Raw genomic sequence first — 16,144 nt, forward strand, 5'->3', positions numbered from 1 at the left:
ATAAGGCCCGTCCTCGGCGCCGCAATCCTGCAAGGGTTGCATCAGTCGATGGCGAAATGGTTGACAGAGAGCGGGGCTGCAACCCTTTCAGGGTTGAGGATCTAAGCTAGGCGTCGATACCCGGGGTAGATTGCTGTTCGCAATCAACCCCGGGCTGGAAGATGAAACCCCGTTGGGGTTTTCAATGCCGCATCGTAAAAACCACATCGAATCGAAGCTGGTCAATGCGGGCGGGCAATCGTTGGAGTTAAGCGTAGCGTCTGTCATCTTGAGCGAAACGAGGGATCTTGTAGCTCAAACGAGCCTCCAAATTCTTCGATTCGCGTAGAACGCGCTTCTGTTAACCGGCGGCGGCTCTAGAACTCCAGCCTACCGCTGCACCGCCGCCGTCTTCGCATCATCCACCTGCTCGACCGTCACCATGCCGACGTCGATATACTGCCCGCCGGTCGACTGCCGGCACTTCACCGCCAGCGTGTTGCCGGTCGGCTTCAGCGTCGCGCGGGCTTCGTCGCGCATCTGCATCGCTTCGTACTGGCCGTTGTAGCCGTTGCACGTCGCGGCGAGGACGCCGTTGACGTAAATCTCGGCATCTTCGTCGTGGTTGACGTACAGCTGCACCTCGGCGAGGTTGGCGCCCTTCCGCAAGTTGAACTCGCGGCGAATCCAGATCTCCGGCGAATCCCACACGGTGCCGATGATCGCTCCCGGCGTGCCGCGCGTGCCGAAGCCCGACTTGCCTTCTTTCCACTTCGCGTCGTCGAACTTCACGCCCTGCCAACCTTCGGCCGGCTTCGTCGTGGTGTAGCGCCACACGACCGGCTTGCTGATGGCGGCCGGCAACACGGTGGTGATCTTCGGCGGCTTCGGCATCGGGGCGAAGTCCTTCGCCTTCGTGACGTCGCGGCTGGCGTACTTCTTCCACACGCCGTAGTTGTAAAGCAACTGCAGGAAGACGCCGCCCACCACCGGCCGCGCGGTGAAGCCGACCTTCGTGGCGTCGTTCGTCCGGAACCAGTCGTTCATCGGCGAACGGCTCGGGGTGGCGCTCAGGAACTTATAAACCGGCGCCGCGAGGGCGTCGAAGTCCTTCCGATCTTGCGTGAGCGTCGCCGTCCACAAGATCCAATCGAGCTTCGTGTAGACGTTCCGGTTGTCGAGCGGCAGGCCGTACTCGTTCTGCGACTTCAAGTAGAAGTCCATTTCCTTGCGACGCACGTCGTCTGGGAACAGCTCCAGGCCGAGCAGCTTGTCCCACACGAGGTTGTACTTTTGGCTCCAGGTGTCGGGCTTGTCGAACGCTAGCCGGAAATGGTCGCCGTCGGCCGCTTCCTTTACCCAACGTGCGGCGTACTGCTCCGCAATTTGACGATACTCCTGGGCCAGCTTCGTTTCGCCGCGCATTTCGCACAGTTGCGCGAATGCTCCGAGGCCGCAAATTGCCTTCGCTGACAGGTTCACGTTGTGAGCCATGTGCCCGGCGAAGTCGTCGGTGCACAGCTGATTCGGCGGGTCGAAACCTTGCTCCTTGAGGTACTCGGCCCACTTCACGAGCGTCGGCCAATAGAGCGACGCGTAGTCGGCGTTCCCTTCCATCTTCGCGAGCGCCGCCATCAGCAGCAGCACGTTGCCGCTCTCTTCGACCGGCATCTGGTTGTCTTCGGTCAACTCGCCGCCGCCGTACACCTGGCCGTTCGCCTTCGGGTAGGTACCGAGGTCATGCGGAGCGAACGGGAACTTCCAACGCTCGCTCGCCGCGTAGTTCATGAACGGCGTGAGGAACGACTTCGTTAGCGACGGGCCGAACAGCATGAACTGCGGCGACATCGGGTAGAAAATATCCGACGTCGCGATGCAGCCGTTCGAGTGATTCTCTTTGCTGAACTGCAGCGGCTGGCCGTTGGCGTCGGCGACGAACTTGCCCGCCGCGAAGCATTGCCGGTAGGCGAGCGCCCCGATCGCGTAGTAGTCGTTGCCGCCCGCGGCGGTCAGATCTTTTTGCAACTCGGCGTCGAACTTGTCGCAACGCTCCGTGATCGTCGCGTAGTCGCGCACCGCTTCGGTCAGCAGGCCCGCGGCTTCGAGGCCGTTCCGCCGCCAGAAAGCCTTCAGCGGGCGGTGCATGTATTCAATCGAGAGCAGGTCGTCGTACGCGATCACGAGGAACCGCTCGACTGGCTCGGCGCCAACCTTCGGCAGATCGAACGTCACCGCCGCGGCCAGATTAGTGGCGCGATCGGCGGACTTGTCGGCAGCGGATGCGGCGGCCGCTTTGGCGTTGCCGGCGAACGCGCCGCGGAGTTCCGCCGGCGCTCCAATTGCCGTGACGGCGTCTTCGCTCTTCGGCGCCGCTAGGTAGAGGTAGCCCCAATCAATCCGAATGTCGTCGCCCTTCTTGCGGAGCGTGTTTTGCTCTTTCGAACCGAGTCGCACCGCGGTGAGGCCGTCGATCGCTTCGACGTTGCCGACGACGCCTTGCTCGGGCACGTCGACCGTCAGCTCAGCCGACGCCTCGAACATCAACCGCACGTCGTGCGACTTGCCATCTTCGGCTTGCGCCTTGTAGGTGACGTAGGTGATCGGCCGCGACAAGAGGTCAATGTCTTCCGGCAGCGCGGGCGTCGTGAACGTCAGCGTCAGCTTCACGCCTTCGCCGGCAAACTCGTAGGTCGTTTGCGTCATCGAGATTGTGACGCTCTTCTGCTCGAGCGCCGGCGCGTCGGCCGGTTCCTTGCCCATCAGGCGAAAGACCTTGCCGTCGATCGACGCGAGGCTCGTGAGCCGATGCGGCTTGCCGGTCCAGTGCGCCGTGTCGGCGTCGGTCAACCGGTCGGCCGGCGACCAAATGCTGAAGTAGGGATCGCAGGTCACCAGCGGCGTTGCCGGCGCGACGATCGGCGTCGCATGGAGCTCAGCCGCCGAAGCCCGCGGCTTCTCATCGGCGTAAGCCTGAGAGCCAAATGCCAACAACGCCACACATGCCGCCAATAATGAACGCATAGCCGCCGCCCAAATCGAGGAGTGGAAGAGGATCCAACTCTTCCATCATTCGCCTCACGCGAGCGACGATCAATGAGATTGGTTAGCACGCTAGCGCGGAATGGTTTCGCGCCGCGATCGGGGAATGCCGCCGATTTTTAGGGCATTTCCACCACTTCATTGCGCGCTACCGCCGACGAGTCTCAATTGCCTGGAGAGTTTTGTTCAATCGCTTCCGCCACTCTTACGGCCCGTTCTTTGAGTTCAGGCTGCGCGGTGGCCGCTTTGGCGACGCGGAGGGAGTGCTCGTTGGGATAGCGTTCGAGTACGGCGAAGACGAGTTCGCGTTCGTCGTTGCGAGTGGCCGCATCGAGCGCTTTTTCGCACATTTCGGCGCGGGCCGCGTCGGACATTTTGAATTGCCGAGCCAAGCGGATGTACGAGCGAAGGGCCCGCACCTGGTACTTGTCGCCCTTGATGCTCGTGGCGAGTTCGAGCATCACCGGCGCCGCGTCGACTTCCATCCAGTTGCCGAGCGCCCGGGTGCCGGCGTCGAGGACCGCGTCGGAACCTTGCTGCATCACGCCGGCCATCGCGTCGATCGCTTGCTTGCCGCCGACGGCGCCGAGGATGTCCACGAGCTGGGCTTGATCGTCGGCGTCGGCGCCTGCGAGCGCGGCGGCGAGTTGCTCCGCACACGCTTCGCGGTCAGGCATCCGCACCGCGGCCGACTTCAACGCTCGCCATGCGACCTTGCCGTCGGCCGCATCGCGGGCGGCGACGCATTCTTTCACGAGCAGCGGCAACTGGGCGGGCGTCACCGTTTCGCCGAACGCGGCGAGGGCCGCTTGCCGCACGGCCGCGTCGTCGTTGGCGAGCGCCTTGGTGACGGCATTGGTCGCTTCGAGTCGCCGCTTGCCGACGAGGTTCAAGAGGACGGCCAATTGCTTTCCATTGGCGGTCGGCAGCAGTTCGACCAGATGTCCGTTGACGCGAGTTCCCTGCATGTCGGCCAGCGCCGTCGCTGCGGCGAGCGAGACGTCGGCATTGTCATCGGCCGCGGCTTGCAGCAGTGCGTCGATTCGCTGCGGGGCATCCGCACGAGCGAGCACCTTGATCGCCGCGAGTTGAATCGAGTCATCCCCTTCGACCGCCGCGCGGAAGATCGCCGGCGCATCGACCAGTTCCTTACGATCGGCAAGGGCATAAATGAGTAGCGGCGCCCGTTCAGGCGAAGCCGTTTCAAGTTCTTTCACGAGTGCAGCCGCCACCTGGGCGCCAGGAAGTTCTCGCGCCGTGCCGAGGCCCAGCTGCACGAACTTCTTGTTGTCGCTGCGAAGCTGTTCGACCAAGAGCGGAATGCCAGCTTCGCCGCGGGCCAGAATCGCCCCGCGCGTCGCTTCGAGCTGCCGCTGCACCGGCACTTCTGCCCCGCGGGCTTCATCGTAAATCTGAGCGGCGGCGGTCTGCTGTCCAGCTTTCAGCAAGCCTTCCGCAGCAAGGACAAGTCCTTGCGCGGCCGCATTTCGCACGGCCGGCGATTCGTTCTTCAGCGCCCCGCGCAGCGTTGCGACGGCGTTGTCGCCGCCGATGCGACCGAGCGCCCAGGCCGCGGCGTCGACCGCTTCGATATCATCGGCCTTCATCGCCGCCGCGAAGGCATCAACGATAAGCTTCGCCGCCTGTTGATCACGGCGAGCCCCGAGTGAATTGATGGCGCCAATCGCAAGCTGGCCGTTCGCCTTGCTCGCCGCGTCCCGCAGGGCCGCATCGGCCGACGGATCGTCAATCACTTCGAGCGCCAACCGCGCCCACGAAGCGAGTTGCTCGTCTTCGAGCAGCGGCGCCAGCAGCGGCACCGAATCCTTCGTCCCCAGCACGGCGAGCTTCTTGCAAGCAATCGCCTTCGCCGCCGGCTCACCCGTCTTGAGCACCTCAATCAGCGCGGCCTCGTTGGTATCAAACAGATTCTCCGCCCGCGCCGCCGAAGCGACCACTAGCGGCAACACAAGCGCCAACGCACGAAGAAGCGGCATCCGAATCACCATGATCAAATCTCTCCAAACCTGGAGTGAGCTAATTTATAAAGTCTCTCGCTGCCAAATCCCCTCTGCGTCTCCGCGCCTCTGCGAGAGACATTCTCGTCTCCCAAGACTTCTCGCAGAGGCGCGGAGACGCAGAGGGTACGAGTTGATTAAATCCGCCAAGGTTCCCGCAGCGCTTCCGAACGCAGCCGGTTCGCTTGGTCGTCGTTGACGAACTCATGCTTCGCGAGGTCGTAGTTCAGCTTGCGATTGAGCGCCAACGCGATGTTTGTTGCGTGGCAGGCAATATGAGCAAAGCACGCCGCTTCGGCGTTCCCCTTCGGCTGGCTGCGGGTCTTCACGCAGTCGAGGAAGTCGCGCACATGGAACGTCGCCGGGTAGCCGCCGATTTCGGCGACCTCGCGGCCCGCGAGCAGTTCCGGCGAGCTGAGCACCAGCTTGCCGCTGTCGCCCGTTTCAACCCAACCCGTCTCGCCTTCGAACCGCACCGGGCACGAACCGAGCGGCATCCACCCCTCTTCGCGGAAGATCAGCTCGACGCCGTTCGCATACCGCGCGACGATCTGCTTGTTCGCCGGCGGTTCGTATTCGACGGGCGCTTGGCCGTCGGCGTCGACCGCCCATTGGCAGAGATCGACGCAGTGCGAGCCCCATTCAAGGACGCCGCCGCCGACCAGTCCGCCACCCTTTTCGAAATTAAACCCGTCAAGCTGGGCGGGATTGTACGGCCGCCACGACGCCGGGCCGAGGTACATGTTCCAATCGACGACATTCTTGTCCGGAGTCGATTCGGCGGGGAGCCAGCCGCTCATCATCGCCGACATGCCCATCGGGTGAGCGTAGACCCGCTTGAGCTTGCCAAGCTTGCCAGTGCGAGCGAGTTCGCAGGCGAACGCGAAGTGCGGAAGATTCCGCCGTTGCGTGCCGACCTGGAACACCCGCCCCGTCCGCCGCATCGTGTCGACGAGGTTGATGCTCTGAGCGATGTTCTTCGTGCACGGCTTCTCGCAGTACATGTCCTTGCCGGCGCGGGCCGCGTACATTGCCGCGGTCGCATGCCAGTTCGGGCCGGTAGCGATCAGCACCGCGTCGATGTCGTCGCGGGCGAGCAGGTCGCGGAAGTCGCGATAAGTGTCGCAGTCGCCGTTGCCGTGGTGCTTGTCGGCGATCCCCTTCACCGCATCGCGGCGGGCCTGCTTCACATCGGCCACGGCGAGAAACTGGACGTCTTTCTGTTCGAGAAAGCAACCGAGGTCGTACGTGCCGCGATTGCCGATGCCGATGCCGCCGACCGTGATCCGCTCGCTTGGCGCCGTCGCGCCGTCGAGGCCGAGCGCCGAACCAGGTATCACCATCGGCGCCGCGATGGCCGCCGCCGTCGTCGTTAAGGCTTTCTTCAAGAAACCGCGTCGTGGCAGGCGCGAAGAAATGCGAGTCATCAATTAACTCCCTAAGTTCAACTAGGAGCGAATGCTATTGGACCGTCGTGCGTATGAGAAGCGAGTCGACGTTCGCGATCTGATAAGCGTAATTGTCGAGACCAGCGTCGTTGAGACTAGTGTAGCGCGTTGCACGCCGTGCGAGCATTCGTTAGCGAGTCGCGCGACTCATGCTCTCGGCGCCATCCGCCATCGTGTACAACTTGAGTTTAACAGAACCTGCAGGCCGCCAACATCGCGCCGTCGATTATTCGAAAAGGGTGAGATTCCGAACATTTTTCGCGTTAAAACTTAAAACCGACCGGCGCGACTCATACGCCAAGATAATCGTCGTCGCATCATCCAGCGCACGCCTGACTCATAACGAGGGAGCATTCCGATGACAGCAATTAGTCTCTCACGCCTCGCGGGGCTCGCGCTGGCATTTGGCGTGATGTTGGCGTCGCCGAGCGTCGGTTGGACGGCCGAGGAGAACTATGGCGCTGAACTTTCCAAGCGGCTTGGCGTGCATGTCGTCAACCTGGAAGTCGATGGCAAGCCAGCCTTCGTCATGCTGCCGCCGGCCGAGAAGCAGCAGACGCCGCAACCTTGGATTCTGTACGCCCCCGCCCTCCCCGCTTATCCCGACGCCAGCGAAGCCTGGATGCACCAGCAGTTTCTCGACGCTGGCATTGCGGTTGCGGGCATCGACGCCGGTGAGGCATACGGCAGTCCAGCCGGTTGCGAGGCGCTCACGAAACTCTACGACCAACTCGTCGAACGGCGCGATTTCGCCCGCAAACCTTGCCTACTCGGCCGTAGCCGCGGCGGCCTGTGGGTCACCAATTGGGCTGTGGAGAACCCCGCCAAGGTGGCTGGAATCGCGGGGATTTACCCGGTGTTCGACCTCTCTGCATATCCAAGTCTCGCGAAGGCGGCGCCAGCGTACGGCATCACAGAGGCGGAGTTAGCGCAGCAGCTCGACGAACACAATCCAGTCGCCCGCGTGCAGCCCCTCATCGACGCCCGCACGCCGATGTTCATGGTTCACGGCGACGTCGATGAAGTGGTGCCGCTCAAATCGAACTCCGCCGCTGTGGCCGAGAAATTCAAAGCTGCCGGCGCGGGCGATTGCGTTGAAGTGAAAGTGATTGCAGGCCAAGGCCATAATTTCGACGAGTCGTTCTTCAAGTGCCAGGAACTCGTCGACTTCGCGATTGCCCACGCGAAGGCTGGGGCGAAGTCGGCTTCGGCGAAATAGCCTCGCCGGATTTAACGAACAAAGTCCCAAATCTGCAGAAATAGTCGTTCGCAGTCCTCGGGCCGAAGGCCTGCTTTCATCGTTGCCTAGGGCGTTGTCCCAGGCTTCGTCCCAAAAGTATGTTTCGGGCGAGTTGCGTCTTCCTCTCCCAGAGGGAGACTTGAGAATAGTCCAGCAATTCATTGCTGGGCTATCGTCGGTCGTCCCGCTGGGACGTTGCCTTGGCTATCGTGCGTTCGTTGCCTGTATTGCTCGTCGAATTCACGACCGAGGCCCCTGCTCAAGCCTATGGCAGGGTTGCGGCGAGTCGCCCCGCTGTTTACAAGAGAGATGGCGGCCGTCTCGCCAATTCCCTTGATTTGAGACTGCCGCGGCCTCCACTCGTCGATTACGCATTCGTCTGGGACGGCGCGCTAACATGGCCCAGCTAGAGAGTTTCTTTCGGTATTTCCCGGTCGACGACGACCTGCTGCGGTGCGGTGCGTACGTTACTGGGGCCGGGGCGGCGACGATTCTTCCGGGCGCCCCCTACCCTCCTTTCGGCCACCCCGCGCTATATCATTTCGACTGGCGTCGCGGTCGCACGTTGCCCGAGTTTCAGATGGTGCTCGTCGCCCAGGGCGCCGGCGACTTCGAATCTGAATTCACCCCCGCCGTCCGCTTCACTGGACCGACCTTGCTGTGGCTCTTCCCCGGCGTGTGGCATCGTTACCGCCCCGTGCAAAGCGTCGGCTGGAACGAACGCTGGTTCTCATACAACGGCGAACTCGTCCACCGCCTGTGGGCGCAAGGCATGATCGATCCCGCACGGGCCGTCGCGCCGCTGGGGCCGAAGTCGACGCTTGTCGACAAATTCGAAACGCAGCTCGAACAAATTCGCGCGAACACGATGTCGCAAACCTCGCTCCATTCGCTGCAAGTACTGCGGCTGGTAGCCGAAGCGATCGAGGCGGTCGCCGCGGCGAACGATGCGTCGGCCGCTGAAAGTCCCGCGTCGCAGCGGCTCGAAGACCCGGTGGTCGTCGATGCTCTCGAGATTATCCGCACACGCTCGCATCGCGCGATCTCCATCGACGACGTCGCGGAAGAACTCGCCGTCGCTCGGCGAACGCTCGATCGCCGTTTCGCCGCCGCCACCGGCCGATCGATTTTGGAAGAGATCAACGATTGTCGGTTGAACCGCGCGAAGCGTTTGCTGGCCGAAACCGACCTCTCGCTCCGCTCGATTGCCAACCAAGTCGGCTTCAGCAGCCCCGAGCGAATGGGCCTGCTCTTCGGCCGCCGCGAGGGCATGTCGCCCTCCGAATTTCGTTCCCGGCGCACGCGGCACGGTTCCGCCGCCGCCGCGGCAGCGCGTGCTCCGCGCAGCGCCCCGTCGGGCAGATAGCTTTCCCGCCGTTTTTCATCGCGAGTCGACATGCAAGATTTTCATCACTACTTGCCGGTGAACGACGACGCGATGAACTGGGGCGCGTACCTCACCAGCGCCGGCAAGATGACGATCGCGCCGAAGCAATCGTACCCGCCGAAGGGGCACCCCGCCGTCTACCATTTCGATTGGCGTCGCGGCCGCGTGTTGCCTGAGTTCGCGCTGGTATTTATCAGCGCGGGCGCCGGGATGTTTGAAACGGAACAAACCGGCGCGCAGCAGTTTCGCGAGCCGACTGCGATATTCCTCTTCCCCGGCGTGTGGCATCGCTATCGTCCTGAGCCCTCGACCGGTTGGACCGAGCGCTGGATTTGCTTTAACGGCGAGATCGCGCACCGTCTCGCCAATTTAGGCCTTCTTTCTCCAAAAAAGCCCCTCTCGAGCGTCCACGCGACCGCGAAGCTGACGGCGCAGTTCGACGCGCTGCTCGAGCAGGTCGTCTCCAACCCGATTCAGAACTCGATCTTGCTTTCGCTTCACGGCTTGGGACTCGTCGCCGACGCCCTGCAGGCGCTCGCGCCGTCCGCCGGCGAAGCGGTCGCGGGGCCGCAAGGCGCAGAGCAAGGGCTCGACGATCCGATTACTCGCCAGGCGATGGAAATCATTTGGACCCACAGTCATCGGCCGATTTCGGTGAACGACATCGCCAAGCAGTTGCCCGTCACCCGCCGCACGCTCGACCGTCGCTTTACCGCGGCGACGGGTCGCAGCGTGCTCGACGAAATCAACGCCTGCCGTGTCAGTAGGGCGAAGCGGCTGCTTGTGGAAACGACGCTGCCGATCAAAACCGTCTCGTACTTGGCGGGCTTCTCCAGCGTCGAACGAATGCGGGTGCTATTCGTTGAACAGGAGGGGGCGTCGCCCTCCGTCTATCGGCAAGAGCGAACGCAACATTCGCCCACGGAAGCGGCAAATTAGGCCCCAGGCTCCGCCCGGGGGTGGGCTTCCATTCCGGTAGGCATCGTCGCGTATGGCGCCGACCCCCGGGCGGAGCCCGGGGCTAGAGTGCGGTTCCACCCTGCAGGGCTTTTCAGCATTCCTATTGCGCAAGTTCTAGGATGGCGAAATACGGAGTTCCCCTCAGCCGAGGCCGGAATGAAAGGCTCCCCTCCGCCGAGGGGCGGGAATGTTCGGGAAATTGCCCACGAGGCCGGTCTTAAAACAAGGGATGAAACCGCTCGCTAATGTGGCCGTTTCTGAGTGTAATAGGAAACGTCCTGGCAGCTCCCCTTCTCTGTGCGGCTAGGACGCCGTCGCTTCCGGGCGACGTACCGCGGTCTTTTCACCTTGTGCAATTCACAGTCGAAACTGCCTCCCTCGGCGTCTGTTGCCTCGACGCCGGCAGATCAGGCACACGTTCCATCTAGGAGACGCATTGATGGCCTCACGACGTCGCATCGCCGCTTGCCTCGCCCTCTTCTCTGCTTGCATCGTGGCTGGAAACAGCGCCTCGACTCGCGCCGCCGTCCTCTACGACGAAAACTTCACCGGCTTGCCGTCGTCGACCCTCAACGGCCAAGCTCCCGACGTCGACAACAACGGCGGCCTGAACGCCTGGACTGCCCATACCAACTACACCGCCGACGGCAACATGACCCCCGTGACCGGCGGTACCGGCGCCTTTCTGCCGTTCATCCCGACTGCCGGCAACATCTATACGCTGTCGGCAAGCCTGAAGAGCGTCACCGGCAACACCAACTGGGTGGCCATTGGCTTTGCCGAAGGTATTCCGGCCAACACCGCCACGACGGCCGGCAACGACTATCGGTTCCTCAGTGGCGCGGGCGTCGGTAAGGCGTGGATGCTGTTTCGCGGCCTGAGCAACTCGGCGACCACCAAGAACCAAACCCAGCGCGGCGACGCGAGCACCGGCACCTTCCCCGCCAATCAGCTCGATTGGACCGGCCCGGAAATGTACGGCGGCGACATCGACCTGAAGATCGTCCTCGACACGACCGCCGCGTACAACGTAACGTTCTTCGCCAAGCGGCCCGATGATCCCTCTTACACGCAGGTTTCGTCGAGCAATCTCCCGCTCACCGCTACCGACATTGCCTCCGTCGGCTTCGCCACGAGCGCCGCCGCGAACCTGATCGATGCGAAAATCACCAAATTCACCCTCGAAACCAGCGGGCAAGTTTTCATCCTCGGCGACGTCGACGGCAATGGCGCCGTGAACGCGCTGGACTTCAACATCATTCGCGACAACTTGTTCACCAGCGTCACGACTCGCTCGCTCGGCGACCTGAATAGCGACGGCGTGGTCAATTTTGGCGATTTCCGCATTTGGAAGGGCGCCGCCAGCGCTGAAGTCCTCGCCGAGGTTGGCGCGTTCCCCGTTCCCGAGCCGGCAACGTGCGGATTGGCGGCGGTCGCCGGGCTGGGGCTGATCGCGCTTCGTCGCCGCTCGGTCCAATCGGCTTAACTCACTCTCTGTTCTGATCGAATCTAGTTCTCATCAACCAACGCTGAAAACGATCACTACTGGGAGTTAGTCTGCCATGAAATATTTTGCACGACTCTTGGCCGTCGCCGCCCTGCTGGGCGTTCAGTGGACGGCCGCCACCACTCACGCGCAAATCGCTGTATTCGACGATTGGACTGCCGCCGCCGCGACGCCAGCCGACTGGATGAATGGCGCCAATTGGAACCTCGCCGTCGTTCCCGACTTGGCCGCAAACTCCGACATCGCGCGGATCACCAACGGCGGCCAGGCGACCCTTGCAGCCGCCGCCCCGACGATCGGTGGACTCATTCTCGGCAATGCCGACAATCAGACCGGTCAACTCACGATGAACTCCGGCGCGAGTCTCACCGCTGTATTCGATCCTGGTTTTCCCGCTTCCAATGGCAACCTCATCGTCGGCCAGGCGACCACCGGCCGCGGCACCCTCACCGTCAATCGCGGCGCGTCGCTTACGGCGCTCAACCTGAGTAGTGGCGGCAACACGAGCTCGTTGATCACCCTCGGCGGCACGACGGGTTCCGGTTCGGCGACCGTTAACGTCGGCAACGCAACGCTCGCCCGCACGACGCGAGTCATCGGGCCGAACGTCAGTTTTACGGCGACTGACACGATTGGATTTCAAAGCACCAGCACGCTCATTGCACAGATCACCGGCGCCGCAGTCGCCGGCGGCACGAGCCACTCGGCTCTGAAGGCCAATACGGTCGGCATGAACGGCACGCTGGCCCTGGAGTTCGCCGCAGGCATCACGCCAACCATCGGCAACGCCTGGAACCTGTTCGACGTTAACAATGTTGCCGGCGAATTCGCGGCGATCGACGCCTCGAAAGCGAAGGACCTTCCGCTCGGCCAGGTCTTCGCCACCCGGACGCAAGCTGGCGGCACGAACGGCAAGCTGGTCCAACTGGGCATCGAGCAGCGGCTGGTGCTCAACGTCAATCGCGGCACCGGCGCGGTCGCGATCAGCAATCCCGGCGGCTCGGCCATCGCGCTCGACGGCTTCTCCGTTTCATCGGCGACCCTCGGCGCCTTGAACTTGGCTAACTTCACTCCCGTCGGCGGAACCTGGCAGACGGCCAACTCCAGTGCGAACCGCATCAGCCAACTGAATCCCAGCGGCACGCTCAACATTACGGGCGGCGGGTCGCAGGCCCTCGGCAACCTGTTCCAGGCTCCGACGCCAGTCGCACTGGGCGACGCCACCGAAGACCTCGCCTTCACCTACACCGACGGCGGCGTTACTCGCACCGGCATTATCAACTACATCGGCTCGCAAAAGGTCAACAACCTGACGCTGCTCGTCGATCCGGCGACCGGTCAGACGCAGATTCGCAACACGTCGAACTTCCCGATCTCGCTCGACGGCTACACGGTTGCCTCGACGTTCGGCGCCCTCGACACGGCCCAGTGGAGCAGCCTCGACGACCAGAACGCCGCCGGCGGCGATTGGCAGGAAGCGAACGTCAGCGCGAACCGCATTTCGGAGTTGAAGTTCGGCGGATCGGTCAACCTCACGACGAACCAGTCGCTCCCGATCGGCAGCGCCTACAACGAAACGTCCGGCAAGAAGGATCTGACGTTCCAGTTCCTCCTCAGCGGCGAAACGACGGCCCGCACCGGCGCCGTGGTCTACGGAACGATCACCGCGCCGTCGGTTCCCGGCGACTTCGACGGCAACGGCCTGGTCAACGCCGCCGATCTGACGAAGTGGAAGGGCGACTACGGCGTCAACGCGAACTCCGACGCCAACGGCGACGGCAAGAGCGACGGCGCCGACTTCCTGATCTGGCAACGCAACTTCGGCGCTGGCGCCGCGACGGTCGCTTCGGCCGCCGTACCGGAACCTGCGACCGCGGCGCTGCTGCTCGGAGCCATTGGCCTTGCGGCGGTTGGCGCCCGTCGCAGCCGCTGAGCGAAAGGTCGCGCCTCAAGAGGACAGAGCAGAAGTTACGGCAACAAGCGAAGAGGCATCAACGTTCCTAGTGCACCTTGTCTTGAACGAAGCAACTTGGGAGACGCCTAATGAAACGACTTTTGGGACTCGCATGGGCGGCGACGATTGCGCTCGCGGCGAGTCAGGCGGCGGCAGCCGTCATTTACCAGGAAAACTTCAGTGGAACTGGAGCCGCCCTCAATGGAAAGGCAGTCGGGCCGACCGCAGCCAACTGGGCCGCGGGTTCCGTCTACCTCGATAACGGAACTGTCGGCACCGTGGTCGGTAACGCTACCGGGCAAGCGGCTCATCTGCCGTTCGCACCGCAAAGCGGCACGGTCTACACGTTAAAGGCCACGGTCCTCAACACGTTCGCCGATTGGATCGCCGTCGGGTTCTTCCCGGCCGTTCCTGCGGGCGGCAGTTGGACCGCGACCAACGCCAGCATGCGGCACTCCAACGCGAGCGCCTACGCCTGGGGCCTGACGCGCAACAACGCGACGGCTAACGACCAAGAGTTTTTCAACGGCATCAATACAACCAATCCGCTCACCGGCGTGAACGGCGATCTGGTCAGCCCGCTGGCGCCGGTTGACGTGAAGATCGTCCTCGACACGACGGCGGCGACCTGGACCGCAACCTATTTCCTCAACGGCGTTCAGCGCGGCACGACGCAAAATCTGCCCGCGGGCGCCAACACGGGAATTGGCGGCGTCGGGTTCAGTCGCACGAGCAACACGACTGCCGGCACGGGCGGCGTGGTCAGCAACTTTGAATTGTCGGTCGTCCCCGAGCCGGCGGCGTTGTCGCTCGCCGCGGTCGGCATGATCGGCGCCGTCGCCGCATCACGGCGGCGGAAGTAGTCAGCGAGTCAGCGTAAGTCGACCGTCGCCCCCGGTTGGGGGCAGCTAGGGGCGGCGTCGGCTTGCGAGCAGTTTTAGTCGAGAGCCGCAGCGTTGCTGCGGAACGTACAACGGAACGTCCCCCAGCGTCCGAGGAATAGGAAGATGAAACGTCGCGCCGCAGGATTCACGCTCGTCGAACTGTTGGTGGTCATCGCCATCATCGGCGTCTTAGTCGCTCTACTGCTCCCCGCCGTCCAAGCGGCTCGCGAAGCGGCTCGGCGCTCGCAGTGCATTAATAACCTGCGCCAAGTCGGCCTCGGGCTGATTGGCGTCGAAGACGCCAAGAAGCGCTTTCCTGCAGCACGCAAAGGTTGCGAGAGCGCCACCGGAGTGACCGCCTTCGACGGCGTCGACTGCTCCTCGCGCAAGAGTTCCAAGGGCGTGGAGATGGCAGGCAGCGGCGCCAGCGGATTCGTCTTCATCCTCCCGTACGTTGAACAGCAAGCCCTCTACAATTTGCTGCAGCCCGAGCAATTTCCCCTCTGGTCGGCCACGACTGGTGCGACCGATTGGATTGTCGATACGGGCGTCCAGCAAGGCGTTCGGCAACGTCCTGAATTAATGGCTTGTCCTTCGGATGGCGACAACAAGGAATTTGCCGACTACGCCCACGTTGCACCGACGCGCTATCAGTATGCCACCGGTAGCTACGCCTTATGCTCGGGCAGCGTTACTTCGATCAATAAGTCCGGAGCAAATCCTCTCCTTAGTCCGACTCCCCCGTTCGATTACAAGTGGAACGGCGACGGCGTCTTTTTCTACGCACGTCAGATGAAGGCAGCCGAAATATCAGACGGCCTCAGCAACACCATTTTCGCTGGTGAAGTCATCAACGGTTACGGTGAAATGGCTACCGACGGAAAGGTCGTCAATTCCAACATTTGGACCAACGGCAATCGTTGGAACTCGAGTTTGCGAACGACAGCCACTCAAATCAATTCCATTCCCGGCGAACCGGGCGGCGTCGGCGGCGTGATCGACGTGGCCGGCAACCGCACTAATGGCGGTTTCGCCAGTCGCCATGCCGGCGGCGCTGTCTTCGTTTTCGGTGACGCGCATGCCACCTTCCTGAACGAAGGCATCGACGCGAATGCTTACATGTATCTCTCGACTCGTGCCGACGGCGACATTGCGGTGGTCAATTAAATTCGGGGCACGGCAAGTCTCGTCACGACGGTAAGCCGCTCGCTTTATTACGACAGACGTTCCCAGAACCCAAACGGATAGCAGCGTGTTTGCGTACCAGTTGAGATCATCGCTCCTCGTTGCCTTCCTGGCATGCGGCCTGCTCGGATGCGGCGACGGTCGGCCCACACGGGTCCCCATTTCCGGAAAAATTACCGTCGATGGGCAGCCGTTGAAGTTCGGCGTCGTCGTCTTCAAACCAGCGACAGGCCGCGCATCAAGCGGCCGTTTGGACGCCGACGGTCGCTATGTGCTGTCAACGTACGAGCGCGGCGACGGCGCCATCGCCGGCGACTACGTCGTCACCATTTCCGGGAATGAACAACTCAGCGAAACCTCTCATCGCTGGCACGCTCCGAAAAAATTCAGCGATCCAACGGCGTCTGGCCTCACCGCCACCGTCGAAGTCCCGCGCGACGACCTCAACTTCGAACTCACCTGGGACGGCGGCAAGCCGTTCGTCGAGAAGTTCTAAGTCACGCCGCAAACCCGCACGCACCCTAGCCCCGGGCTCCGCCCGGG

Annotated in this window: 11 protein-coding genes; 8 read left to right on the forward strand and 3 right to left on the reverse strand. The window is 62.8% G+C overall.

Annotated elements, in window-relative coordinates; genetic code table 11:
- Positions 1-369 precede the first annotated feature (369 nt).
- The 3 genes from ACQY7R_RS22190 to ACQY7R_RS22200 all read right to left on the reverse strand — a co-directional run bounded on the left by ACQY7R_RS22190 (position 370) and on the right by ACQY7R_RS22200 (position 6,463).
- Positions 370-3,000 (reverse strand): glutaminase domain-containing protein, encoded by a 2,631-nt coding sequence (locus tag ACQY7R_RS22190; protein ID WP_428307735.1) that lies wholly within the window; start codon positions 2,998-3,000, stop codon positions 370-372.
- Positions 3,001-3,182: 182 nt separating this feature from the next.
- The gene (locus tag ACQY7R_RS22195; RefSeq protein WP_428307736.1) at positions 3,183-5,015 is read right to left on the reverse strand and encodes a HEAT repeat domain-containing protein; all 1,833 of its coding nucleotides are present in this window, start codon (positions 5,013-5,015) and stop codon (positions 3,183-3,185) included.
- Positions 5,016-5,173: 158 nt separating this feature from the next.
- Positions 5,174-6,463, reverse strand: coding sequence for a Gfo/Idh/MocA family protein (locus tag ACQY7R_RS22200; RefSeq protein WP_428307737.1), 1,290 nt, complete (start codon positions 6,461-6,463; stop codon positions 5,174-5,176).
- Between the two features lie 379 nt (positions 6,464-6,842).
- Between ACQY7R_RS22200 and ACQY7R_RS22205 the strand changes: the two genes are divergently transcribed.
- From ACQY7R_RS22205 to ACQY7R_RS22240, 8 genes are all read left to right on the forward strand, one after another.
- Positions 6,843-7,703, forward strand: a complete 861-nt coding sequence (locus ACQY7R_RS22205) for an alpha/beta hydrolase family protein (RefSeq protein WP_428307738.1) — start codon at positions 6,843-6,845, stop codon at positions 7,701-7,703.
- A 418-nt stretch (positions 7,704-8,121) separates the two neighbouring features.
- The gene (locus tag ACQY7R_RS22210; protein ID WP_428307739.1) at positions 8,122-9,090 is read left to right on the forward strand and encodes a helix-turn-helix domain-containing protein; all 969 of its coding nucleotides are present in this window, start codon (positions 8,122-8,124) and stop codon (positions 9,088-9,090) included.
- A 30-nt stretch (positions 9,091-9,120) separates the two neighbouring features.
- The gene (locus tag ACQY7R_RS22215) at positions 9,121-10,050 is read left to right on the forward strand and encodes a helix-turn-helix domain-containing protein (protein ID WP_428307740.1); all 930 of its coding nucleotides are present in this window, start codon (positions 9,121-9,123) and stop codon (positions 10,048-10,050) included.
- 460 nt (positions 10,051-10,510) lie between these two features.
- Positions 10,511-11,557, forward strand: a complete 1,047-nt coding sequence (locus tag ACQY7R_RS22220) for a dockerin type I domain-containing protein (protein ID WP_428307741.1) — start codon at positions 10,511-10,513, stop codon at positions 11,555-11,557.
- Positions 11,558-11,633: 76 nt separating this feature from the next.
- Positions 11,634-13,511 carry a PEP-CTERM sorting domain-containing protein gene (locus ACQY7R_RS22225; protein WP_428307742.1) on the forward strand — a complete coding sequence of 626 codons (1,878 nt, stop codon included), beginning with the start codon at positions 11,634-11,636 and terminating at the stop codon, positions 13,509-13,511.
- A 110-nt stretch (positions 13,512-13,621) separates the two neighbouring features.
- The gene (locus ACQY7R_RS22230; protein WP_428307743.1) at positions 13,622-14,395 is read left to right on the forward strand and encodes a PEP-CTERM sorting domain-containing protein; all 774 of its coding nucleotides are present in this window, start codon (positions 13,622-13,624) and stop codon (positions 14,393-14,395) included.
- Between the two features lie 144 nt (positions 14,396-14,539).
- On the forward strand, positions 14,540-15,583 hold the full coding sequence (locus ACQY7R_RS22235) for a DUF1559 domain-containing protein (RefSeq protein ID WP_428307744.1): 1,044 nt from the start codon (positions 14,540-14,542) through the stop codon (positions 15,581-15,583).
- Positions 15,584-15,668: 85 nt separating this feature from the next.
- The gene (locus ACQY7R_RS22240) at positions 15,669-16,097 is read left to right on the forward strand and encodes a hypothetical protein (protein WP_428307745.1); all 429 of its coding nucleotides are present in this window, start codon (positions 15,669-15,671) and stop codon (positions 16,095-16,097) included.
- The last annotated feature ends 47 nt before the right edge of the window (positions 16,098-16,144 follow it).

The sequence above is a fragment of the Lacipirellula sp. genome (genome assembly GCF_965279485.1).
GTDB lineage: Bacteria > Planctomycetota > Planctomycetia > Pirellulales > Lacipirellulaceae > Lacipirellula.